This is a genomic window from Sorangium sp. So ce693, assembly GCF_051521375.1.
GTDB lineage: Bacteria > Myxococcota_A > Polyangia > Polyangiales > Polyangiaceae > Sorangium > Sorangium atrum.
This window is the reverse complement of sequence record NZ_CP150347.1, coordinates 3,582,516-3,606,226: the sequence shown is the minus strand read 5'-3', so window position 1 is coordinate 3,606,226 and position 23,711 is coordinate 3,582,516. Positions and strand designations below refer to the sequence as shown.

At 72.8% G+C, this 23,711-nt stretch carries 14 protein-coding genes; 6 read left to right on the top strand and 8 right to left on the bottom strand.

The genetic code is table 11. The annotated features are described in order from the left end of the window. Positions 1-124 precede the first annotated feature (124 nt). Positions 125-1,450 carry a collagen-like protein gene (locus WMF14_RS13795; RefSeq protein ID WP_437801431.1) on the bottom strand — a complete coding sequence of 442 codons (1,326 nt, stop codon included), beginning with the start codon at positions 1,448-1,450 and terminating at the stop codon, positions 125-127. 760 nt (positions 1,451-2,210) lie between these two features. On the opposite strand from WMF14_RS13795, the gene WMF14_RS13790 reads away from it, so the two are divergent. Continuing rightward, entirely contained in the window at positions 2,211-2,351 is a 141-nt protein-coding gene (locus tag WMF14_RS13790; RefSeq protein WP_437801430.1) for a hypothetical protein, read from the top strand. 187 nt (positions 2,352-2,538) lie between these two features. On the opposite strand, the gene WMF14_RS13785 is transcribed toward WMF14_RS13790, so the two are convergent. From WMF14_RS13785 to treY, 7 genes are all read right to left on the bottom strand, one after another. Next, positions 2,539-3,153, bottom strand: coding sequence for an HMA2 domain-containing protein (locus WMF14_RS13785; protein ID WP_437801429.1), 615 nt, complete (start codon positions 3,151-3,153; stop codon positions 2,539-2,541). Then, positions 3,150-3,434 carry a hypothetical protein gene (locus WMF14_RS13780; protein WP_272103227.1) on the bottom strand — a complete coding sequence of 95 codons (285 nt, stop codon included), beginning with the start codon at positions 3,432-3,434 and terminating at the stop codon, positions 3,150-3,152. The genes WMF14_RS13785 and WMF14_RS13780 overlap by 4 nt, the downstream gene beginning before the upstream one ends. Next, complete coding sequence (locus WMF14_RS13775) at positions 3,431-6,760, bottom strand: HAD-IC family P-type ATPase (protein ID WP_437801428.1); 3,330 nt, start codon at positions 6,758-6,760, stop codon at positions 3,431-3,433. The genes WMF14_RS13780 and WMF14_RS13775 overlap by 4 nt, the downstream gene beginning before the upstream one ends. Positions 6,761-7,006: 246 nt before the next feature. Beyond that, the gene (locus WMF14_RS13770) at positions 7,007-9,388 is read right to left on the bottom strand and encodes a PAS domain S-box protein (RefSeq protein ID WP_437801427.1); all 2,382 of its coding nucleotides are present in this window, start codon (positions 9,386-9,388) and stop codon (positions 7,007-7,009) included. Positions 9,389-9,621: 233 nt separating this feature from the next. Then, positions 9,622-10,431, bottom strand: a complete 810-nt coding sequence (tsaA, locus tag WMF14_RS13765; RefSeq protein WP_437801426.1) for a tRNA (N6-threonylcarbamoyladenosine(37)-N6)-methyltransferase TrmO — start codon at positions 10,429-10,431, stop codon at positions 9,622-9,624. Then, entirely contained in the window at positions 10,425-12,269 is a 1,845-nt protein-coding gene (gene treZ, locus WMF14_RS13760) for a malto-oligosyltrehalose trehalohydrolase (protein ID WP_437801425.1), read from the bottom strand. Before treZ ends, tsaA begins: the two co-directional genes overlap by 7 nt. Position 12,270: 1 nt before the next feature. Continuing rightward, the gene (gene treY, locus WMF14_RS13755) at positions 12,271-15,456 is read right to left on the bottom strand and encodes a malto-oligosyltrehalose synthase (protein WP_437801424.1); all 3,186 of its coding nucleotides are present in this window, start codon (positions 15,454-15,456) and stop codon (positions 12,271-12,273) included. A 609-nt stretch (positions 15,457-16,065) separates the two neighbouring features. Here treY and WMF14_RS13750 point away from each other — a divergent pair. The 5 genes from WMF14_RS13750 to sbnA all read left to right on the top strand — a co-directional run bounded on the left by WMF14_RS13750 (position 16,066) and on the right by sbnA (position 23,707). Further along, positions 16,066-17,130 carry a sigma 54-interacting transcriptional regulator gene (locus tag WMF14_RS13750; protein WP_437801423.1) on the top strand — a complete coding sequence of 355 codons (1,065 nt, stop codon included), beginning with the start codon at positions 16,066-16,068 and terminating at the stop codon, positions 17,128-17,130. A gap of 131 nt (positions 17,131-17,261) precedes the next feature. Beyond that, entirely contained in the window at positions 17,262-19,235 is a 1,974-nt protein-coding gene (locus WMF14_RS13745) for a carbamoyltransferase C-terminal domain-containing protein (protein ID WP_437801422.1), read from the top strand. A gap of 165 nt (positions 19,236-19,400) precedes the next feature. Beyond that, a complete protein-coding gene (locus WMF14_RS13740; RefSeq protein ID WP_437801421.1) occupies positions 19,401-20,642 on the top strand; it encodes an acyl-CoA dehydrogenase family protein in 1,242 nt (413 codons plus the stop codon). Next, a complete protein-coding gene (locus tag WMF14_RS13735; protein ID WP_437801420.1) occupies positions 20,636-22,639 on the top strand; it encodes a carbamoyltransferase family protein in 2,004 nt (667 codons plus the stop codon). Before WMF14_RS13740 ends, WMF14_RS13735 begins: the two co-directional genes overlap by 7 nt. Positions 22,640-22,741: 102 nt before the next feature. Beyond that, a complete protein-coding gene (sbnA, locus tag WMF14_RS13730) occupies positions 22,742-23,707 on the top strand; it encodes a 2,3-diaminopropionate biosynthesis protein SbnA (protein ID WP_437801419.1) in 966 nt (321 codons plus the stop codon). Positions 23,708-23,711 lie beyond the last annotated feature (4 nt).

Below are 23,711 nucleotides of genomic sequence, written 5' to 3'. Positions count from 1 at the left end.
ACGTTCCTGACAGCAGAACGAACACCGGTCCCCTCCGCTCCCCGCGATAAAACACCCCTGCACGGGGCCGGCTGCCTTCCTGAGAGCAGCGCCGGGCTCACGACCCCTGACGGCGGGCTCGCCCTCAGTCGTTCGTGACGATGAACCAGCCGTTCACAAAGCCGTTGCCGGTCGTCGAGGTCGATCCCTGGATCGGGCTGGTCCCCTCGTTGCGGAGGCACATGCCGACATTCCATTCGCCCTCTGTCAGCACCGTCGTGGCAGAGACCGAGTAGGTTGTGCGGGTCGGCGTGAAATAGTGGCTCGTAAAGATGCCTCCGAAGAAGTTGACCAGCTCGCCGCCGCTGCGGCGCTGGTAGCAGAGGCCGAGCGGAGCGACGAACGCAGCGCTGGACGACCGCAACCCGAGCGGCGCAGAGGCCGATCCGGTCACGCGCTGGCTGCCGGTGATGGTCACCGACCCCGGGGGGCCGACGAAGACATACGCGGAGCTGCCACCATCAAAAAGGGGAGCCATGTTGCCCGCAATCGCGATCGTGGCGACCACCCCCGTCGGCCCCTGGGGCCCTGTCGCGCCCGTGGGCCCCGTCGGCCCCTCGGGTCCCATCGGGCCATCGAGTCCCATCGGGCCCTCAGGGCCCATCGGTCCCTCGGGTCCCATCGGGCCCTCAGGCCCCATCGGGCCCTCAGGCCCCATCGGGCCCTCAGGGCCCATCAATCCCTCGGGCCCCATCGGACCCTGGGGCCCTGTCGCGCCCGTGGGCCCCGTCGGTCCCTCGGGCCCCATCGGTCCCCTCTCGCCGGGCAGGCCAGCCGGCCCCGCCGGCCCCTCGGGCCCTGTCGCGCCCGCGGGCCCCGTCGATCCCTGGGGCCCCGTCGGCCCCTCGGGCCCCTTCGGCCCCTGGGGCCCTGTCGGCCCCGCCGGCCCCTCGGGCCCTGTCGGCCCCGTCGGTCCCCTCGGCCCCGCGATGCCGCTCGAGTCGCCCACCCAGTTGCCGCTCTCGTCGATGACGACCCGGCCGCCGATCTTCACCAGCTTCGGCGTGATCTCACCAACGGCGTTGTTCGCGACCATCGCATACGGGACGCTCCCTATCGAAGCGCGAGGCTCCATCTCCCGATCGTCCCCGACCGCGATTCCGATGTAGCGGACCGAGCCGTCAAAGACCTTTTCGGCCTGCTCCTCGGTGAAGTCGAGCACCGTGGAGAAATAGCCTTCATCGAACGAGAGCGCGATCGCCTCGCTCCAGAGCGGATCGTCGTCGTCCTCGGCGGCGTAGATGGCGAACGTCACCGAGAGGACGTCATTGACCGGCTCGCCGTTGGCCGTGAAGAGCCGCCCCTGATGCGAGATCTGCATCGGCACGGCGGCGGCCGCGCCGCGCGCGAGGCCGACGGAGGCGGCGAGAAAAACACCCATCGCGAGGACACGCCGTCCCATCCCGTTCATGGCAAGCTCCCGTTCGCCCCGACCAGACCGCCCTGCACGCGGTAACTCGGTGAGGTCGCCTTTCCCTGCATCTGCGTCGGCTGACCGAGCGTGAAGACCATGCGATAGCTCGGACTCCTCACGACCTTCCCCGCGCTGACCATCTCGCCCGCAGCGATGCCCCGCTCCCCGACCTCGGGCCGCCCACCTGCGCCACCCCCGCCCGCCGAAGCCACAGGATCGCCTGCACCAGCCCCGCCAGCACCCCCGAGCCCCTCACCCCCCGACCCGGCCCCAGGCACGGACACGTCGGGACTGCCACAGCTACAGCCCGGAAACACGGCGAGCGATGCAACAGTCAGGCCTAGCCACACCGGGAATTGCAGTCGCACCATCAACGTGTTCCCCTCTGCTTCCGGGGCTTACGATCCGGACCAAGAGGGTACGCGCCCCGCCACCAAGGTTCAATCTATTCCCGAGCCATCGTGAGACATCGCCGCTTTACGTCGGGGTCGACAGGAGCCGCCACGAGCTCGAAAGCGCACCGACACGATCACGCCGCGATCCCAAGGAGATGTCCGAGGCGAGGTGACCGCCGAGAATCCTGGCCCCGCCGGAGGAATGCCCTTGTCTCGCGCTCTCCTGCCCTCCGCGCGAGCGCCGCGGGGGCAGCTCCCGCCGAGCGCTGCCCCCGCGCGCCGAGCCGACGAGCCCGCCTTCGCCCGCGCCCGGAGCGCCCCGACCGAGGGGCGACCGCGAAAGGAAGATGTTTTTCCGAACCATGATCTTGCTGAGCACGCTGATCCCCGTCGCGCTCGCCGAGGTTGTGAACTCGCGCTGGACTCAGGGCCTCGCCGGCGCCCTGCTCACCGTGATGGGCGGCATCTACCTGATCGGCGCGCTGCGCCAAGGGCCGAGCTAGCCCGCCCCAGCGGCCCCCGACGCTCTACAGCGCTTTCCGCCTACCTCTGCACCACGCCGAGCAGAGCGGCGGTCACCCGCACAGGAGACGGGCCCAGATCGGCGTTTTCGGCGCGCAAGCGCACTCCGGTGCGCTGAGCACCGAAAACGCCGAGGTGGGCCCGTATCCGAAGCGGGTGACCGCTGCTCTAGAGATCGTCGCACACGGGGACCGCCTCGTCGGGCCCCTCGCCCGCGACGCCCGGCTGGCCCTCCGCCCCGCCGCCGCTGTGCAGCTCCTCCGAGATCGCCCCGGGGTTGAACGTCATGAACCACCGGAGCGACCACCAGAGCAGGTTGAACCAGGCCGGCACAGGCAGCCTGCGCGTCGCCCCGACCTCGGCGAGCCCCGCCGCCGCGAAGACGACCGGCAAGATGGTGCCCAGATCCGCGCGGTAATCCATCGCCTCGCGCACATCGGCGTTGATCCCGGCAAAGGCGTGCGCGACCGCGCGGGCGACGCGCGTCGGGCCAGGGTGGCCCTCGGGCCGCGGCGCGCCGATCGGGTGGCCGTCGTCGTCGCGCGCCCCGTCGACCAGGCCGGCGAGCAGGGCGCGGAGCCGCTCCGGCTCGAGCTCGCCCTCGGAGCGCTCGACGATCACCGAGCCCGTCATCGGACGGATCGAGACGACCTCGCACGCAGGATCGGCGGCGAGCTTCTCCGCGATCCGCTCGCACACGCGGCGATGGCCGGCCAGCGCCGGCGCGCGCAAGCGGACGCGCCGCCCCAGGGCGTGGACGACGAGGACCGGCGGCGACGTCATGACGACGGCTCGCCGTGGAGCCCCGAGGCGCCGTTGCTCTTGTGCGCAGCCCGCTGGCCGTGCGCTCCGCCCGCGGCCTTCTGGCGCACCCGCTCGGTGACCTCGGCGAAGAGATCCTCGACGTGCTCCCGCTGGCGCTCGATCAAGCCGAGGCCCAGCCTGCCCAGGTGGAGCCCGAGCGCCGCGATCTCGACGACCACCGGCCGGAGGTGCTGCTTCTTGCCCATCAGGAGGACGGCAGTGCCAACCCCCAGGGCGAACGACGGTGGATGGAACTTCATGATGCCATGTCTCCCTTGCGCAGCCCGGCGACGCGCGTGGCGCGCACGCCTTGCTTGGGTCTCTCGGCCGCCCCCGCCCCCTCGCCTGTGCCCTCGTCCGTTGCCTTTTCTGCTCTCGCTTCTGCTGCTTTCGCTTCGGCTTCTGCCGACGCGTTCGATTCCGATTCCGCTTCCGCTTCCGATTCCGATTCCGATTCCGCTTCCGTGCGCCTGCCGTTGACGAACACGATCTCGCGGCCGGCGCTCGCGGAGCGCCCCAGAGGGCCGCGGAGCAGCGCGGGCAGCGCGCCGAGGGCCACGGCGAGCGCGAGCTCCCCGGCGCTTAGGCGCTGCGCCCCGAGCAGGCGGCCGAGGGACCGGGAGCCGAGCGCGAGCGCCTGGAGCGCGGACGTGGCGGCGAGCGCGCGGGCCACGTGCGGGCTGTCCCGGCGGAGCGCGGCCCCGGGCGCGAGATCCCCGGCGCCGGCGCGGCAGGCCAGCATGTGGAGCAGCTGCGCGGTCACCAGCGCCGTGAACGCCCTCGTCCCCGCGGTGGCCCGGCCGCCGAGCGCGTACGCCGACAGCGACGCGCCGGACATCGCGGCCGCGTCCACGCCCAGCGCGCGGAGATCGGCCGCGCCGAGCAGCCGCGCCGCAGGGTCGCGCGGGGGGCGCCGCATGACGCCGGGCTCGGCGGGCTCGAGCGCGAGCGCGAGCGCCGGCGCCACGTCGGTGAGCAGGTTGATCCAGAGCAGCTGCAGCGGCGTCAGCGGCGAGGCGCCGCAGAGGGCGCCGACAAGCATCGCGAGGACCTCGCTCGCGTTCGTCGCGACGAAGTAGGCGATCGCCCGGCGGACGTTGTCGTGGAGCCGCCGCCCCTCGCAGACCGCCTCGGTGAGGCTCGGCAGATCGTCCTCGGCGAGGACCACGTCGGCCACGGCCCGCGCGATGTCCGTCCCGCGCTTGCCCATGGCCACGCCGACGTCGGCCGCCTTGAGCGCGGGCCCGTCGTTCACGCCGTCGCCCGTCATCGCCACGATCGCGCCGCCCTGCTGGAGCGCCCGCACGATCTCGAGCTTGGCCTCCGGGGTGACCCGGCTGTGCACGGCGTCCGGTGGGATGCCGAGCTCGGCGCCGATCGCGCGCGCGGTCCGCTCCTGGTCGCCCGTGAGCATCAGGGTGCGGATGCCGGCGCCAGAGAGGGCCTCGAGCGCCTCCCGCACGCCGGGGCGAGGCGGGTCGCGGAGGCCGACGAGGCCGGCGAACTCGAGCGGAGCGTCGTTGTCCGGCCGGCCGTTCTGCCGCCACGCGAGCGCGAGCACGCGCAGCCCCCGCGAGGCCATCGCGTCGTTGTGCCGGAGCGCCTCGCCGCGCTCGTCGCCGAGCGCCTCGCCCCGAGGCGGCGCGTCGCAGCGCGCGACGACCTGCTCGGGCGCGCCCTTCACGAGCTCGATGTGCCCGAGCTCCGGGTGGTCGTGGACCGTCACCATGAACGCGCGCTCGGCCGAGCGTCGCGCCTCGCTCACGCGCCGGGCCGCGAGGCGCCGCGCCGACACGGGGTAGCCGGCGGCGAGCGCGAACTCCACGAGGGCGCGCTCGGTGCCGCTGCCCTGGACGACCTTGCCCGCCTCGCTCAGCTCGACGTCGGCGTTCAGCGCGGCGATGCGCGCGAGCGCGTGCACGCGCGGGGCGGCGGCGTCGACCTCGCGCCCGTCCTCGCCGATCAGCGCGATCCGTCGCCCAGGCCCCGCGCCGTCGCCCCGGCGGGCGCCGCGCTCCACCCGCAGCGCGCCCTCGCCGGGGAGGAAGATCTCGGCCACCTGCATCCGGTTCTCGGTGAGCGTGCCGGTCTTGTCGGCGCAGACGACGCTCACCGCGCCGAGCGTCTCGGCCGCGGCGAGGCGGCGGATCACGATGCCGGAGCCGCGCAGGCGGCGGCTCGCGAGCGCGAGCGCCGTGGTGCCCACGGTGGGGAACCCCTCGGGGATGGCGGCGACGCCGAGCGCGACGGCGCTCCGCAAGAGCGCGTGGAGCGGCCTCCGGCGCGCGAGGCCGACGACCATCACCGCCGACGAGCTCGCGAGCGCGAAGGTCGCGAGGCGCTGGCCGATCCAGGCGAGCTCCTGCTCGAGCGGCGGGGTGCGATCGGACTCGCGGGAGAGCGCGCGCTGGATGTCCCCGAGCGCGGTCCACCGGCCCGTCGCGACGACCACCGCCGCCCCCTCGCCCGAGGCGATCGTGGTGCCCGCGTACACCATGCTGCGGCGCTCGGCGAGCGGCGCGACGCCGCCGACCCTCGCGGCGCGCTTCTCGGCGGGCTCGCTCTCGCCGGTCAGCGTGCTCTCGTCGGCGGCGAGGCCGTGCGCGTCGACGACGCGCGCGTCCGCCGCGACCGGCTCGCCTGCGCGCAGCGCGAGCACGTCGCCCGGCACGAGCTCCGCGGCGGCGAGCCGCTGCTCGCGCCCGTCGCGCACGACGCGCGCCCACCCGACGCGGAGCTCGCCCCACGCGTGCAGGAGCTCCTCGGCGCGCGACTCGGTGTACGTGCCGATCGCGGCGTTCGCGCCGACGACGAGGAGGACGGCGCCGGCGTCGATCAGGTCGCCGAGCGCGAGCGACAGGCCCGCCGCGCCGAGGAGCATCGCCGTGGGCACCGTGAAGATCTGCCCGGCGAGGATCTCGATCGACGAGCGGGTCGCGACGCCGGCGAGCTCGTTCGGGCCGACCGCGCGGAGGCGGCGGCGCGCCTCGGCGGCGGGGAGCCCCTCGCGCGGATCGACGCCGAGCGCGCGGGCGACCTCGCCCGCGTCCTCCGCGTGGGCGCGGAGCGCCACGTCGACGCGGCGGGCGCGCTCGCCTCCGCCCTGCCCGGCCAGCGCGCTCTCCCCCTGCCCGGCCGGCGCGCCCTCCCCCTGCCCGGCCGGCGCGCCCTCACCCTGCCCGGCCGGCGCGCCCTCCCCCTGCCCGGCCGGCGCGCCCTCACCCTGCCCGGCCGGCGCGCCCTCGCTCCCCCAGGCCCGCGCCTGCCACGCGCGGCGGTCGCCCTCGCCCGCCGCGCTCTCGCGGGGGCGCGCCCAGCCACGCGCCGCGTGCACGAGCGCGCCCACGCCTTCGGCCAGGGCCCGCGCGGCGCGGCGCGCGGACGGCGGCGGCGGGGCGCCGGGCACGGCGTGGGCGCCGAGCACGAGCGCAGCCTCGTCCGCCGCGTCCTGCCCCACGCGCACGAGCACCCGCCCGGTGCGCGCGCTCGCCCGCGCGGACACGACGCCAGGGATCGCCGCGAGGTCGCGCTCGATGCGCGCGGCGCGCGCAGCGTCTCCGAAGAGGCCGGCCACCTCCGCGCGCACCCGCGCGATCCCTGCGCGCCCGTGCAGATCGCGCGCAGGCGTGCGATCTGCACGAGCGCGCCGGCGCGCGCCGCCGCCGCGGCCCCCGCGCCTGCCACGAAGATCGATCCAGCCCGTACCCCGACGCTCCATGATCCTCCGCGCTGAGGCGAAGGCCTTTTCAAAGGTCGAGCCAGCGCCTGTGTGCGAGCGAGCCACATCGAGCCGCCGGGCCGGCGCGGCGGCGCGCCGGCGCCCTCGTCGCCGTCACGCCCGCGTCGCCACGGAGGCCAGGAGGCTCTGCAGCGAGCCCGGATCGATCGGCTTGATGAAGTGCATATCGAAGCCGGCCTCGCGGACCCGGCGCTGGTCCCGCTCCTGGCCATAACCCGTCAGCGCGATCATCAGCGACGGGGCGACGTCCGCGCTCTCCTCCAAGGCTTTCAACGCCCGCGCCACGCCGCAGCCATCCATCCCGCCGGGGAGGCCGATGTCGCACAGGATGACCTCCGGCCGGAACGAGCGGGCCGCTTCCACCCCCGCGACCCCGGACAGGGCCACCTCGACCTGATGGCCGTTCATCGTGAGGAGCACCTGCAGCATCTCGGCGGCGTCCTCGTTGTCCTCGATGATCAGGACGCGCAGCGACCTCACGGCGCCGGCCGGCCTCGAGTCGTGGCGCGGCGGCGGCGCGGCGCGCTCCGGGGGCGCCTCGGGCCCGCGCGCAAGCGGCAGGCGGAGGGCGATCTCCGTCCCGTGGCCGACGCCCGCGCTCTCGGCCGACGCCGCGCCGCCGTGGAGTTCGACAAGACCCTTCACGAGCGCCAGCCCCAGCCCGAGCCCGCCCCGGTTGCGGTCCAGGCTGCGCTCGGCCTGGCTGAACGCCTCGAACATGCGCGCCAGCGTCGCCGGCTCCACGCCGATGCCGGTATCGCGGACGCGGATCGCGGCGGAGCCGTCCGACGTCGCCGAGAGCGCGACCGTCACCCGACCGCCGGCGTCGGTGAACTTGTTGGCGTTGTGCAGCACGTTGCTGACCGCCTGCGACAGGCGCGTGGGATCGCCGGAGACCCAGAGCGGCCCGGCCGGCAGCTCCAGCTGGAGCTCCAGGCCGCTCACCTCCAGCGTGCTGCGGTAGTCCTCGGCGGTCTGCCGGACCAGCCGGGACAGGTCGCAGCGCTCCTTCCTCAGCTGGATCCTCCCGCGCGCCACGCGCGACACGTCGAGCAGGTCGTCCACCAGCCGGGCCATGTGCGCCACCTGCCGCTCGATCACGCCGCACGCCCGCAGGAGCGACGGCTGCTCCATCCCGGTGCTCCGCAGGATCTCCACCGCATTGCGGATGGGCCCGAGCGGATTGCGCAGCTCGTGCGCCAGCATCGCCAGGAACGCATCTTTGTTCTGGTCCGCTTCCCTCAGCGTCGCCTCCCAGGCGTCGCCGGCCCGCTTCCGCTCGGTGATGTCGTAGGCGATGGTGACCAGGAGCCGCCGGCCCGCCGCGTCCCTCCCCAGCCGAGCGGAGCTGAAGACCCACGTGCGCTCGGCGCCGCTCGCCGTGGTGAGGGTGAGCTCGTTCTCGCCCGACGCCTCTTCGTTATCGAACAAGGACGCCACACGGGCGTGGATGGCAGCGCTCCTCGCCCCGAACGCCTTGTCGAGCCACGCCGTGACCGTGGGGATCTGCTCGCGGGTGTAGCCGCTGATGTCCGTCCACGCGCTGTTGACGCAGACGACGTGCCCATCGTCGGCGTAGATCATGATGGGGAACGAGGTCGCCATGATGGCGCGGCGCAGCTCCTCCTCCCGCTCCTGCAGCTGGAGCTCCGCCTCCTTGCGCTCGGTGATGTCGATGATCGAGCCGACGTAGCCCAGGAACTCGCCGCCCGGGCCGAGCCGCGGAGCGGCCGAGTCGATGCACCAGCGGTACACGCCGTCGCGGCGGCGCACGCGGAAATCCATCCTGTAGGCATCGCGCCGCTCGTTGGCCCGCACGAACGCCTGCATGGCCGCCGAGCGATCCTCGGGGTGCACCGCCTCGATCCAGCCGGCGCCCAGGGCGGCCGACTCGGTCTGGCCCGAGAAGTCCAGCCAACCCCGGCTCGCGTACGTGCAGCTGCCGTCGGCGCCCGTGACCCAGATCATGACGGGCGCGTGATCGGCCATGTTGCGGAAGCACGCCTCGCTGTCGCGCAGGGCCTCCTCGGCGCGCCGCCTGGCGGTGCTCTCGCGCCCGGTCTCCAGGACGAGCCGCCGGCGCTCCACCCCTTCGACGAGCCGCAGGCGGCTCTCGACGAGGATCTCCCGGCCGTCGCGGGTCGTGCGCAGGATCTCGCCGTCCCAGAGGCCGTCGCGCACGAGCGCCGCCTCGATCTGCGCGAGCGGCGCCGGCAGGGCGGTGCGCAGGAGATCGTGGCTCGACCGCCCGAGGGCGTCGCGCGCCTGGAAGCCGTAGAGCTGCTCGGCCCCGGCGCCGAAGTACACGATCGCGCTCGATCCGCCGAGCTCCCATGCGAGGGCCGCCTCGCCGAGCCGGTCCAGGAGGGCCGCCTTCAGCTGCAGCTCCCCCGCGATCTGCCCCCCGTCGCCGCAGCCGTCGTCCGGCGAGGCCGCGTACAGAACCGGCGAGGGCGCGCAATGAAGGGGGCTCACCCCCTGGTCAGCCGAGCTGCAGCGACGCTCCGGCCGCACCGTCAGCAGGCGTCTCCGTCGAGCGCGTCGGCCCGATGCCCAGACGAGATGTCCCCGATGAACACGCTGAGCATTTGTCCGCCTCGAGCGCGTGCTGCAAGCGACGCGGACGTGAATCGTCACGCGAGATCGCCGGAATACCGGGCGATCCGAGCGTGCCTGGCGAGCAGGCGGCGCCGGTCGATCGCCGATCGCTAGCTGCGGCCGAACCGCTCCACGAACCGCCGGTGCGCCTCGAGATCCGGGCCCTCGCCGCCGACGAGCTCCTTCTCGCGGTAGCCCGTCGCCACCGACAGCACGTCGATCCGCCGCCCCTCGGCCCTGAACCGCACCCGCCACGACGTCACGGCGAGGCGCATCGCGTCCCCGTCGGCGCGGATCCGGCGGTAGGGGTGCGGCTGCGGGCCGAGCGCGAGCACCCGGTCCACGCGCTCGCGCAGCGCGAAGCCGTGCGCCTCCTCGATCCACGCGGCCTGCTCGGCGGCGCGCGCGCACCACGCCACCTCGAAGCCGGGCTCGGGGTCGACCGGCGCCCCGGCGCCCGGCTCCTCCGCGAGCGGCGTGAGCCAGCCGGTGCGCGCGTGCGGGTGGGCGTCCGCGTACGGCACGTAGGGCTTGAGATCGAGCACCGGCGTGCCGTCGATCATGTCCACGCCGCCGACGCGCAGGGTGAGCCCGTCCACCGCGAGCAGCCTCACCGCGCTGAGGCCGATGGGGTTCGGGCGGTGCGGCGAGCGCGTCGACAGCACGCCGCGCCGCTTGCCGGCGCTCCTCGGCGGCAGCACCTTCGGGCGCCAGCCCTCGTTGAGGTGGAACCAGAAGACCACCCAGAGGTAGTCCCACCCCTCGATGTCCGAGAGCGCGTGCTCCAGCCCGAGGCCCGGCACGAGCTCGATGGTCCCCTCGGCGCTGCCCGCCGCGTGGGGCTGCCGCGGCGCGCTCACCTTGTCGGAGAACGGCGTGCGCACCACGCCGATGGGCGTGAACGTGACGGGCTTCAGCACGGCGCCCCGGAAGGATCGGGCACCTCGACGATCAGGACCGCCGGCCCCTCGATCTCCACCCGGCCGCGCTCGAGCGGCGGCCGCCGCGCCGCGCCGCCGAACCGCGGCTCCTCGCTGAACGCGAGCGCCCGCGCCTCCGGGCGGCCGAGGTCGAGCGAGAGCGCGCCCCGGAGCGCGCAGAGCGCGATCACGGCGACGCCGCCGCCGCGGCGCTCGACGCAGATCGCGTCCGGCGAGAGCGCGTCGGCCGAGAAGGCGCCGCGCGCGCGGCTCCGCAGCGCGGGGTGCGAGGCGCGGAGGCGGAGGAGCTCGCGGTACCACGCGAGCACGCCGGCGTGCTCGGGCCGCCGCCGCTCGGCGTGATCGAGCTTCGAGCGCTGGAACGTCCGCGGGTCCTGCGGATCCGGCACCTCCTCGCCGGCGAACGCCGCGAAGTACTGGAACTCGCGCCGGCGGCCCTCGGTCACGAGCCGGCCGAGCTCGGCCTCGTGATCGGTGAAGTACTGGAACGGCGTCCGCGCGTTCCACTCCTGACCCATGAACAGCAGCGGCGTGTACGGCGTGAGCAGGAGCAGCGCCGACATCGTCCGGAAGGCCGCCGGGCTCACCTTGTCCCCGAGCCGATCGCCGACGGCGCGGTTGCCGATCTGATCGTGGTTCTGGATGCAGTGGACGAAGCGCGGCGGCGGCACCGGATCCGCGGGCGTGCCCCGCGGCTTGCCCGCGTGCTTCGAGATCTGCCCCTCGTAGAGCCACCCCTTGCGGATCGTCGCCGCGATGTCCTCGGCGGTGCCCGTGTGATCTTCGAAGTAGCCATCGCGATCCCCGGCGAACAGGACGCGCAGCTCGTGGTGGAAGTCGTCGGACCACACAGCGTCGAGGCCGTACCCGCCCTGCTCGACGGGCGTCACGAGGCGCGCGTCGTTGTGGCTGTCCTCGGCGATCACGAGGACGCGCCGCCCCTCGCCGGCCGCCCGCGCGCGCTCGCCGATCTCGCGGAGGATGTGCGGCTCGGAGTCGTCGACGATCGCGTGGGTCGCGTCGAGGCGGAGGCCGTCGATGTGGAAGTCGCGGATCCACATCTCGACGTTCTCGAGGACGAGCGCGCGGACCTGCTCGGCGCCCGCGCCGTCGTAGTTCACCGCGTCGCCCCAGGGCGTCTTGTGCCGATCGGTGAAGTAGCGCCCCGCGTAGGCGCGGAGGTAGTTCCCGTCGGGGCCGAAGTGGTTGTAGACGCAGTCGAGGATCACGCCGAGCCCCGCGGCGTGGGCCGCGTCGACCAGGCGGCGCAGGCCCGCCGGGCCGCCGTAGGCCGCGTGCGGCGCGAAGAGGTCGACCCCGTCGTACCCCCACCCGCGCTCGCCCGGGAAGCTCGCGACCGGCATGAGCTCGATCGCCGTGATCCCGAGCTCCCGGAGCTCGGCGAGCCCCCCGATGAGCGCGTCGAACGTGCCCTCCGGGGTCGCCGCGCCGACGTGGACCTCGTAGAGGACGAGATCCTCGAGCGCGACGCCCCGCCACCCCGCGTCCGTCCACGCGAACGAGGGGTCAAAGGCCGCCGACGGGCCGTGGACCCCGAGCGGCTGCGCGCGGGAGTACGGGTCCGGGAACGGCCCCTCGCCGTCGATCCGCACCTTGTAGAGCGCGCCGGCCCCGAGGCCCGGCGCCGTCGCATCGAAGTAGCCGTCGCCGGTCGGGGCCGCCGGCAGCACGCCCGTGACCTCCTGGCCGTCGGCCCCGTAGGTGACGATCTCGATCCGATCGTGGTCGGGCGCCCAGACGCGGAAGCGGACCGCGCCGCCGTCGATCCACGCGCCCATCGTGCGCATCGCCTTCATGTCACTGGCCTCGCTGCGCCGCCCGCAGGAGCAGGGCGACGGGAAAATCGGAGAGCACGCGGTCGAGCGGGAGCGACGCGCCGTCGCCCGGCTCGTGCGGCGCGTCCGAGCCGCGCGGCGGAGGGGCGGAGGGCGACGCCTCGAGCTCGGCGCCGGTGAAGAGATCGGTGTAGAGGCCGGGCTCCACGTCGACCGACGTGCCCGCCCACGCCGCGCCGATCGGCGGGGAGCAGGCGCCGCCGAGCAGCCGCGCGCTGAACCGGGGCGCGACCACGACGATCGAGCGCCCGTCCGGCGCGCGGCGCGCGAAGGAGACGACGTGGGCCTCGCGCTCGCCGATCACGGCGCGCGGCGCGTAGTCCCCGTCGGCCCCGAAGAGCTCCGGGTGGCGCCGGCGCAGCTCGAGCGCGACGTGCGTGACGAACAGCTTCACGCGGCCGTCGCGCGCCTCGGCGCAGAGCTCGCGCGCGAGCGCGCGGCCCCCGCCGCTCGATCGCCGGCGCGCGCCGAGCTCCGCGAGCGCCCGCTCGCGCACGGCGTAGTCGACCGGGCGGCGGTTGTCCGGGTCGACGAGGCTGAAGTCCCACACCTCGTTGCCCTGGTAGATGTCGGGCACGCCCGGCGAGGTGAGCTTCAGCAGCGTCTGCGAGACCGAGCCCCACATGCCGTGGTACGCGACCACGCGCGCGAGCGGCAGGAGCGCGCCCAGGACCTCCGCGGACGAGAGCGCCTTGCGGACGAACGCCTCGACGGCCGCGTCGTACTCGGGCTGCGCGTCGATCCAGGACGTGTTGACCTTCGCCTCCTTCGTGGCCTTGCGCATGTAGTCCACGAGGCGGTCGGCGTACGCCGAGAGGGCGTCGCCCTCGGGCGCGCGCGGGCCGCTGGCGTCGCCGAGCAGCGGCTCGATCGGCAGGCTGCCGAGGAGGGTCTGGTAGAAGAGGTACTCCTCGTTGCTGTCCGGCGCGAGGCGGCCCTCGATCTCGGCCTTGAGCGGCGCGGCGGCGGCGGCGGCGCGGTGGAGCGCCTCCTCCCAGGCCGACGGCAGCTCCGAGAGCACGCTGATGCGCGCCCGCACGTCCTCGCTCCGCTTCGTGTCGTGCGTCGACGTCGCGAGCATCGACCACGGCCACGCCCTGTGCCGCTGCACGTTGCCGCGGTGGAACGCGAGGACGCTCGATCCGTAGCGCTCGGGCTCGCCCCCGACCTCGTTCAGCGACACGAGCCGGTTGTAGATGTAGAACGACGTGTCCTCGAGCCCCTTGGCCATCACCGGCCCGGTGAGCTGCTGGAACTTCATCACGAAGTCGCAGAAGAGGTGCCGGTCCTCCTCAGGGAAGAGATCCGTGCCGTCGAGCATGAGGACCGAGCGCACGAACGTGAAGATGGAGCCCTCCATCGTCGGGTTCTGCCGGCGCGCGAGGGCGACGGCGCGGCCGATGGCGACGCGGTCGTGATCGGAGATCGCCGGCGTCCGATCGGTGATGTAGGTGCGGTAGACCGGGAAGCACGCGATGACCTCGCGCAGGGCCTCGTTGAGCGAGCCCAGGGTGAAGTCGCGGAAGCGGCGGTCGCGCTCGGTGAGCCGGTTCAGGGCGTGGGTGAGCACGTTGAGCTCGCTCGCCAGGGCCGTCCGGAGGATCACCTTCTTCTTCTCGTAGACGAGCGCCTCGAACGCCAAGTGGTCGCCGATGAAACGCTCGTAGATCGCGGTCATCTGCCCCTCGCTCGAGGCGTCGACGAAGAGCTCGCCCACGAGCGCGGTGAAGTCGTAGCCGCTCGTCCCATGGACGGGCCAGGCCTCGGGCAGCGTCTCGCCGCGCGCGAGGATCTTCTCGACGACGACGTAGAGCGGCCGCGCGTCCAGCGCGCCGCGCGCGGCGCGCTCCGAGAGGGCCGCGCGAAGGGCCGGCTCCAGCCGGGCGAACCGGGCCTCGGGGCGGCGGCGCGGGTCGTGCCGCTGCTCCGGCTCGCCCGCAGCCTCGGCGAGGAAGCGGCGCCGGCAGCGCTCGATCACGTAGCCCTGCTGGAGATCCTCGAAGTAGCCGATCGGGTCCCAGAGGCCGTCGGGGTGGTCGATGCGCAGCCCCGTGACCTGGCCCCGCTCGCAGAGCTCGAAGACGAGGCGGTGCGCCTCGGCGAACACCGGCCGGTGCTCCATCCGGATCGCGGCGAGGTCGTTGATGTCGAAGAACCGGCGGTAGTTGATCTCCTCGGCGGCGGTGCGCCAGAAGCTGAGGCGGTAGGCCTGCTCCTCGAGCAGCGCCTCGATCGGGTCGAAGCTCCGCGGATCGCCCGCCTTGCCGTTGATGCGCAGGACGCCCTCGGCCACGGCCGCCGCGATGTCGGGCGAGTCCGCGACGAGCGACGCGAGCCGCCGCCTGAGGATCTCCTTCTCCCGACGCCGCTCGATCACCTTGGCCCGCTGCGTCTCGGTCCGCGGCGGCATGTTGCGGAGCCCGGTGAGGATGCTCTGCAGCTCGAGGAGCGCGTCGTGCTCCTCGCCGAGCGCGGCGACGAGCCCGGGCACGAGCGGCCCGATGATCATGCCGTACGTCCGCGGGTTCACCGGGAAGACGTGATCGAAGTACCGGAGCACGAACGCGCCGCTGTCGAACTCGATCGTGAGCTCGCCGCGCTCGAGCACGCGCCCGAAGTGGTCGCCGAGCACGGGGAGCAGCACCTTGTGCTTGAGCTCCGTCTTGAGCGGCGCCCAGTCGATGTCGAAGAACGGCGCGTAGAGCGAGCTCGGGCCGTTCTGGAGGACGTCGTTCCACCAGGCGTTCTCGGAGGTGCCGATGCCCATGTGGTTGGGCACGAAGTCGAGCAGCAGGCCCATGCCGTGCGCCGCGAGCTCGCCGGTGAGCCGGTCGAGGTCGGCGCGCTCGCCGATCGCGGGGTTGAGCGCGTTGTGGTCGACGAGGTCGTAGCCGTGCATGCTCTCGGGGCGCGCCTTGAAGAACGGCGACGAGTAGAGATCGCTGACGCCGAGGGCGTCGAGGTAGGCGACGACGCGCCGCGCCTGCTCGAAGGTAAAGTCCTTGTTGAGCTGCACGCGGTAGGTGGCGCGCGGCAGGCGAGGCGCCACGCCCTCGCACGCCGCGTCGACGAGCCGCGCTGCCATCGCCTGCAGGTTGGCGCCGTCCACGTGGCCGCTCGTCTGCTGTTCGTCCGACGTTCCGGTCATCCCTCGGTTGCCTCCGGCGGCAGAATCTACTGCGAACGAAGCGACAGGCACCCGCGGATCTGCGCAGCTCGCGCGGCTCCTGCGGCTCCGGCTTGCGGCACGAAGGAAAGGCCTGACGCGCCTACGGGAAACGCAGCAGCGCTGGCATCAGGCATAGAAAGGTGACGGGCTCAGCCGCTGTCGGGCGCGCGCCAGGCTCAGCCGTCGTCGAAGGAGCCGCCGTCAGCGCGCTGCGCCTCCCGCGGGAACGCTCGACCCCGCATCGCCACCGTTCTCCTTTGCTGTTCCACCCCTCCGCGCATGGCCGCACCGATACACGAATAACAAGCGCCGTTCAGGCGGCCGACTGCATGTTTCCGGAGCCGCCCCCGCGAACATCACGGCGAGCGCGTTCCTGCTCCGGCGTTCGTTTGCACCGCCCGCCCGCCCGCCCGCGCGCGCTCGCCGCGCGTCCCCTGGAGCCCGCCGTCGAGATGGCTCGACCGGCGCATGCTCGGCGGCGCGCGGCCGGAGGCGCGCGCTCGGGAAACGATATGTTGCCAAATGCCCGTACTCGCGGGCGCAGTCAGACAACAACTGTTTCCGTCATGAAGAATCAGGAGAGGATTGATGACCAGCTCTTGGAGATTCGTCGCGCACTCGGAGGCGCGGCGCAGGGCGCTCGGGTTCGCGAAACAGGCAGCGTCCGCAGACTGCTCGGTCCTCATCGTCGGGCCGACCGGAGCGGGGAAAGACATCCTCGCGCGCGACATCCATCAGCACAGCAAGCGTTCGAAGCACCGACTCATCACCGTCAACTGCGCGGCCCTCACGCAAACGCTGTTCGAGAGCGAGCTGTTCGGCCACGTGCGCGGCGCGTACACGGGGGCGACCGTATCGAAGCGCGGCGTGGTGGAGCTCGCGTCCGGAGGCAGCCTGTTCCTCGACGAGATCGGCGAGCTGCCGGCGGAGGCGCAGGCGAAGCTCCTCCGCTTCCTCGCGGACGGCTCGTTCTGGCCCGTGGGCGGCAGCGAGGAGAAGAGCGTCGACGTCCGCGTCCTCGCCGCCACGAACCGGGACCTCGCCGCCGGTCTCGACAAGACGTTTCGAGCCGACCTGTTCTTCCGGCTCAGCGTGCTCACCATCGTCGTGCCCCCGCCCAGCCGGGAGGACCTGCGCAGCCTCTCGAGGGTCCTCGCCCTGGAGCTCGGTGAGCGCTACCGCACGCTCCTGCCCGCGCGCGAGGTGAGCGCCGTCGGCGAGCTCGCGAGCAACGGAGTGTACAGGGGCAACGTCCGCGAGCTCCGCAACGCCGTCGAGCGGTACTTCCTCGTGCGAGACCCGGAGCGGACCGTCGAGCAAAACTGGCGGGCCGCGTGCGCGCTCGACCTCCTGGCCCAGCAGGGCGCGCCCCCCCACGACGACACAGCGGCGATATCCCAGGTGCACCCACAAGAGGTCGAGAAGCTCTACGACCTCCTTTTCCTGACGTGGGCCAGCGAGACCAGGAACGCGCGCGAGCTGTCGCGGCGAATCGATCGCTCGCTACCGTACGTTTACAGCCGCCTCGCGAAGCTCGGTATCAAGCCGAAGGATCTCCAGAGCACCGAGATCCTCGAGCGCGCGTCGGCGCAGATCCGCGCGGCGCTCGCCCCCTATCGCTCCGCATTTCTCCAGCTTCTTAAAGAAACTTAACAAATAGATCACCCCATCCTTGGGGCGCCGCCGGAACCGTCGCGCCGTTCGATGGAACGACCCTTGCGAAACGGCTGAGACGGAACCCGGGAGGGCGGTGGACGTCCCGACCGAGAAGGATGGAGGAGCGCATGCTGACTCTGGGCCTCGCAGGAGGCTTGGATCCCGTCTACGACTGCCGCTACGACTCGCCGCAATTCTTCACGTACGACGCGGCGGCCGTGCTGGTCGAGGACGGGCAGGTGGTGGCCGCCATCGAGGAAGAGCGGCTGAACCGCGTCCGGCGGACGAACAAGTTCCCGTTCGACGCGCTGCGCGCCTGCCTGAGACAGCGAGGCGTCGCGCTCTCGGACGTGGACCGGATCGCCTATTACTCAGGTGAGGAGACGGCCAACCTGCTCGTCGGGCGCCTGCGCGCGGCGTTCCCGGAGCTCGCCGGCGTGCCGGACGCGCGCGGGCTGCTGCACGCGGCCATCCAGCGGGAGATGAGGTGCGCGATCGATCCGGCGCGGCTCGTCTTCGTGCCGCACATGATGACGCACGCGGTGAGCGCCATCGCGGTGTCGGGCTTCGATCAGGCGCTCGTCTACGTCATCGACAACGAGGGCGGGGTCCTCGCCGGGACGTCGGCGAGCGGGAGCCGGTCGTGCCTCACGTCGCTCGCGGCGTTCTCACCGCAGAAGTCGCTCGGCGAGCTGTGCCATCGCACGATCCGCGCGCTCGGATACAGCCCGTTCGAGGAGGCCGAGGCGATGGAGCTCGCCCCGCAAGGCGACCCCGCCGCGCTCCGCGGCGCGATGCGCGAGGTGTACAGGCTGCTGCCGGACGGCGACTACGATCTCGCCTTCCAGAACCTCGCGGCCGTGCTCTCGAAGGCGCCGGGCAGGCTGCGCGGCGAGCCGGTGGAGCAGGCGCACAAGGACGTGATCGCCGCGCTGGAAGAGGCGATCTCCGAGATCGTGCTCCACGTGTTGCGCCACCACCGCACGAAGAGCGGGCTCCGGCGGCTGTGCCTGGCCGGCGGGGGGGCGCAGATCTGCGCCGTCAACTCGCGCGTCCTCGCGAGCGGCCTGTTCGACGAGGTGTTCGTGCAGCCCGCGGCGCACGACGCGGGCTGCGCCCTCGGGGCCGCGCTCTTCGCGAGCGACGCGCCGCCGCGCCGCGCCCCGCTCGACAACGTGGCCTGGGGGACGGACATCGGGAACGCGGACGCGGTGATCCCGGCGCTCAGGCGCTGGGGCGCGCTCGTGACGGCGGAGCGCCCGGCCGATCCGGCCCGCGAGGCCGCGGAGCTGATCGCCGCGGGCGCCGCCGTGGGCTGGGCGAACGGCCGCTCGGAGATGGGGCTCGTGGCGCTCGGGCGCCGCGCGATCGTCGCCGATCCGAGGGACGAGCGGCGGCGGGAGGCGCTGAACGAGCTGAAGCGGCGCGCGCCGCACCGGCCGCTGTCGGTCGCGATGCTCGCCGAGGACGCGGCCGAGTGCCTGATGCTGCCGGGCCCGGCCGAGCAGCTGCGCTGGAAGAGCTTCGCCCTCCGCGTGAGGCGCGAGCGCCGCGCGGCGCTCGCCGCGGCGCTGCACGCGGACGGCACGGTCCGCGCGCAGGTGGTGCTGAAGGAGGCGGATCCCCGGCTGTTCGCGCTGCTCTGCGCGTTCAAGGAGATCTCCGGGGTCGGGGCGCTGCTCGCGACGTCGCTCGATCACGGGGCGGAGCCGCCCGCCGAGACGATCGACGACGTTGTCGCGCTGCTCCTGACGAGCCGCCTCGAGGCCGCCTTCGTCGACGACGTGCTCGTCCGCGGGAAGGGCCCGTCGCTGGAGGCCAGGCTCGGCATGGTCGTGGAGATCCCGCGCTCGACCCAGGTATGCCGCACGCGCGGGTGGCTCGACGGCGCGCGCATCGGCGACGCGTGGGAGCTGCGGACGAGCTACGACCGCGGGATCCGCCGGAAGATCTCGCGCCCCGCGTACGAGGCGCTGGTGAAGGCCGACGGGAGCCGGCCGCTGTCGTCGCTGCTCGACGGCGCGGGGGCCGACGTCGCGGGCGAGCTCTGGGCCCTATGGACAGAGCGGCTCGTCCGGCTCGCGCCGGCCGAGCGCGGGTGAAGAGCGAACCAGACGCGCAGGAAGGGCGCGCGCCGGCCTCACGGCCGTGCAGCGCGCGCGCCGGCCGGGCGCACAGGGAAGAGACGACGCAGGCCGGAGCGGCCGCGGGGTTCGGGACACGACGGGTGCAAGGAGAAGAGCGCTGTGAGCTCGGATGACATGACCATGAGCGCTGGACGCAAGGCGCGCCCGAGGATCGACCTCGATCGGCAGACGCAGCTCGCGGCAGAAGCGCTGAAGAAGGCGCTCGCGGAGCGGGATCTGCCGGCCTTCTACCGGGTGTTCCGGTCGACGGATCTGCCCTTTTTGGGGCGCATCTACGAGGGAGACGCAGCAGGCCTGTTCCGCGCGTGCGCGCACGTGCTGCACCGGCTCGGGGGGATCTCCCCTGCTGTCGCGCTCGCTGTGGAGAACCACTTCTACGTGACCTCCGCGATAGCCACCTTCCCCATCGCGGACGACGCGCGGCTCGACGCGCGGCGGCGCGCGCTGCTCTCGGAGGTCGTCGAGGGGCGCCGGCTCGTCGCCAACACGAACTCGCGGGTCCACGGGGACCGCGTGAACGCGGTGGGGACACGGGCGCGGAAGGTGCCCGGAGGACACGTGGTGAGCGGCGCCGCGTCGTACACGTCCCTCGCGACCGAGGGAGATCTCCTGATCTTCACGACGGCGCTTGAGGAGGGCTTCCCCGCGGTCTTCATGACACGGCCGCGGGGCAACCCGGCCGTCGAGATAGGCCCCTACCTGTTCCCGGACGCGATGCTCGACTCCGATACACGCCGGATCGTGTTCCACGATCTCTTCGTGCCGGACGAGGACCTCCTGCTCGGCGGCCCCGGGCCGGAGGTGGTGCAGCTCCTCCTGTTCGAGATGGTGTGGCACCAGGTGCTGATTCCATCGCTGTACCTCGGCGCCGCGGCGCAGGCGATCGACGAGTCGCGCCGGTTCCTCCGCGCGGTGCGCGGCCGGGACGGGGCGCCGCTCGCCGAGCTGGACGGCATGGTCGTGGATATCGGCCGCCTCGTGATCCGCTACCGCGCCGCGTGCGCGGCGGTCCGTGAGGCGGGCGAGGCGATGGGCACGATCGCCTCCGCGAGGGACCGCGCCGAGCGGCTGCCGCGGCTCTACGAGCTGGCCGGGGCCGCGAAGTACACGGGGACGAGGTGCGCCGAGGAGACCGTCTCGGCGGCGCGCGGCATCGTTGGCGCGCGCGCGTACGCGGGGGACGGCGCCCTGGAGCGCCTGTGCAAGGAGGTCGTCTTCGGCCCGCTCGGGCCGGAGGTGAACGCCGTCATCGAGCGCGCCCACGGGCGACGAGCGCTCGGAGAGGGCGAGTTCGACGGCGCGGCGTCGTCGCCGTGGCTCGATGGCGCGATGAGCGCGAGCGGCAAGGAGGAGACATGCTGACGCTGGGCCTATCCGGCGGGTTGAGCTTCGCCCACGAGGAGATGTACGACATCCCGAAGAGCTTCACGCACGACGGCGCGGCGGTCCTCGTCGACGGCGGGGAGGTCATCGCGGGGATCGAGGAGGAGCGGCTCAACCGCATCAAGCACTCCAACAAGTTCCCCATCGAGGCGATCCGCTTCTGCCTCGCCCGGGGCGGCGTCGACATCGATCGTGTGGACCGGATCGCGTTCTACGCGAGCGAGGAGTACTGCAATGCGCTCCTCGGGCGGGTGCGGCTCCTGACCGGCGGCGCGCTGCCGCGGATCGACGCGCGCACGCTGCTCGCGGCGAAGCTCGGCCAGGGCCTGGGGCGCCCGATCGACCGCGACAAGATCGTGTTCGTGCCGCACCACCAGGCGCACGCGGCGAGCACGTACCTGCTGTCAGGGTACGACGACAGCCTGATCGTCGCGATCGACGGGTCGGGAGACTTCCTGTCCGGGCTCGTGGCCGTGGGCTCGGGCGACCGGATCGACGTGCTGAAGACGATCCCGGAGTCGAAGTCGCTCGGGAACTTCTATGTCTCCGTCATCGCGCTCCTCGGATACGGGGTGTTCGACGAGTACAAGGTGATGGGGCTCGCGCCCTACGGCGATCCGGCGAGGTACCGCGCGCTGATGAGCTCGCTTTACACGCTCTTGCCGGACGGAGACTACGAGATCCACCGCGACCGCGTGGGCGCGCTGGCGCAGGCGATCGAGGTGCGCAGGAAGGGCGGGCCCTTCACCCAGCAGCACCGCGACGTCGCGGCGTCGCTGCAGGAGGCGCTGGAGGCGCTCGCGCTGCACGTGATCCGCCACGAGCGCGAGGCCACGGGGAAGACGCGGCTCTGCCTGGCCGGCGGGGTCGCGCACAACTGCACGATGAACGGGAAGATCCTCTATTCGGGGATGTTCGAGCGCGTCTTCGTGCAGCCGGCGGCGCACGACGCGGGCTGCGCGCTCGGGGCGGCGCTGCACACGACGCTCGCCGCGGGAGCGCTGAAGTCGCGGCGGCGGATCGAGCACGTGTTCTGGGGCCGCGACGTGGGCGGCGAGGCCGAGATAGAGCGCGAGCTCTCGGCGTGGTCCCGCTTCCTCCGCCACGAGCGCGCCGAGGATCTGCCGGGGCGCGTCGCCGAGGTGATCGCCGCCGGGGCCGCCGTCGGCTGGGCGCAGGGAGGATCGGAGTTCGGGCCGCGGGCGCTCGGGCACAGGAGCATCCTGGCCGACCCGAGGCCGGCCGCGAACAAGGACCTCGTGAACGCGATGGTCAAGAAGCGAGAGGCTTACCGGCCTTTCGCGCCGGCCGTCCTCGCGGAGGACGCGCGCGAGTTCTTCGAGCTCCCGCCCGGTCAGGACGAGTTCCCGTTCATGATCTTCGTGCTGAAGGTCCGAGAGGACAAGCGGAGCGTCCTCGGGGCGACGACGCACGTGGACGGCACGGCCCGCGTCCAGACGGTGGCGCGGGGCTCGAACCCGCATTTCTGGGGCGTCCTCAAGGCGTTCAAGGACAGGACGGGCGTGCCGGTGCTGCTCAACACCTCGTTCAACAACAACGTGGAGCCGATCGTCGACTCCGCGCACGACGTGGTAACGAGCTTCCTGACCACCGGGCTCAACTACCTCGCGATCGGCGGCTTCTTCGTGCAGAAGCGCGCGTGGACGTGGGAGGACGTGACGACGCTCGCTGTCGACATCCCGAGGCACGTCCGCGTGGACCAGATCCGCCGCTTCGTGGCGATGGATCGCGCGGCCGCGGCCTTCGAGCTGCGGAACACGTACGACGCCGGCGTGCGGGTGAGCGTGTCGGCCGACCTGGGCGAGGCGCTGATGCGCGCGGACGGGGCGCGCTCCCTGGCCGAGCTGCTCGCGGACGCCGGCGTGGACGAGCCCGCGCGCGCGCAGAAGGCGGCCCAGGAGCTCGAGGGCCTCTGGGCGGAGCGGCTCGTCTCCCTGCGCCCGCGAGGAGCCTAGAGCGAGAGCGCCTGTACGTCGTCTCGTGATGAGCCATTGGCGCGAGCGGCCTCGTCCGCTCGCGCGTCGCCTGTCCGCTGTCTTGAGGGTGGTGAAGCTTGCATGCTTAAACAAGAGCAACTCCTGGCGCGGGCGGCCACGCTCGTCAGCATGCTCCGTGGGACGCCGGTCGTGAAGCTCGAGCACGAGCGGCTCGATCTCTCCGTGAAGCTCGAGTACTGCAACGCGGTCGGGAGCATCAAGGACCGCCCCGCGCTCTGGATCCTGAAGACGGCGATCGAGCGCGGCGAGGTCGACCCGCAGACGACTGTCGTGGAGTCGTCGTCAGGCAACTTCGCGATCGCGCTCGCCGCGTACGCTCAGCTCCTCGGCCTCGACTACATCCCCGTGATCGATCCCCACATCTCCGCGGTGAACGAGCACGTGCTCCGCTCGCTCTGCGCGAGGGTCGTGAAGGTGGAGGAGCGCGACGACACCGGGGGATTCCTGAAGACGCGGCTCGCCCGGGTGCAGTCGATCTGCGCCGCGCTCCCGAGCGCTTACTGGCCCAACCAGTACAAGAACCCTGACGGGATGATGGCCCATTTCCACACGACGGGGCGGGAGATCTGCGAGGCGTTCACGGCCCTCGATTTCGTGTTCGTCGCCGTGAGCTCGGCGGGGACGATCGCGGGGCTCTCGCGGCGCCTGAAGGAGCACTTCCCGGGCGTGAAGATCGTCGCGGTGGACGCCGAGGGCTCGGTGATCTTCGGCGGCCCGCCGCGGCCGCGGCGCATCCCGGGGATCGGCGCGGGGGTCGTTCCGGATCTGCTCCGCGAGGCGCTGATCGACGATGTGGTGATCGTGCCCGAGGTCGAGTCGATCGCCGCGTGCCGGACCCTCCTCGACCGCCACAAGCTGCTCGTCGGCGGCTCGACGGGGACGGTCTACGCCGCGATCCAGCGCTATTTCAGCAAGGCGACCGGCCTCGTGAGGCCGAAGGTCCTGTTCCTCTGCGCGGACCGCGGCGTGCCTTATCTGGACACTGTTTACAACCCTGCTTGGGCGTCGCGTTACGCCGAGGGATGAGCGA

Bases quoted from the DNA above. Each gene is read 5' to 3' on its own strand.
- WMF14_RS13790 (WP_437801430.1), top strand. From the start codon at position 2,211: ATGATCTTGCTGAGCACGCTGATCCCCGTCGCGCTCGCCGAGGTTGTG.
- WMF14_RS13780 (WP_272103227.1), bottom strand. From the start codon at position 3,434: ATGAAGTTCCATCCACCGTCGTTCGCCCTGGGGGTTGGCACTGCCGTC.
- WMF14_RS13735 (WP_437801420.1), top strand. From the start codon at position 20,636: ATGCTGACGCTGGGCCTATCCGGCGGGTTGAGCTTCGCCCACGAGGAG.
- WMF14_RS13745 (WP_437801422.1), top strand. From the start codon at position 17,262: ATGCTGACTCTGGGCCTCGCAGGAGGCTTGGATCCCGTCTACGACTGC.
- WMF14_RS13785 (WP_437801429.1), bottom strand. From the start codon at position 3,153: ATGACGTCGCCGCCGGTCCTCGTCGTCCACGCCCTGGGGCGGCGCGTC.
- sbnA (WP_437801419.1), top strand. From the start codon at position 22,742: ATGCTTAAACAAGAGCAACTCCTGGCGCGGGCGGCCACGCTCGTCAGC.
- treZ (WP_437801425.1), bottom strand. From the start codon at position 12,269: ATGAAGGCGATGCGCACGATGGGCGCGTGGATCGACGGCGGCGCGGTC.
- WMF14_RS13740 (WP_437801421.1), top strand. From the start codon at position 19,401: ATGAGCGCTGGACGCAAGGCGCGCCCGAGGATCGACCTCGATCGGCAG.
- WMF14_RS13795 (WP_437801431.1), bottom strand. From the start codon at position 1,450: ATGAACGGGATGGGACGGCGTGTCCTCGCGATGGGTGTTTTTCTCGCC.
- treY (WP_437801424.1), bottom strand. From the start codon at position 15,456: ATGACCGGAACGTCGGACGAACAGCAGACGAGCGGCCACGTGGACGGC.
- WMF14_RS13750 (WP_437801423.1), top strand. From the start codon at position 16,066: ATGACCAGCTCTTGGAGATTCGTCGCGCACTCGGAGGCGCGGCGCAGG.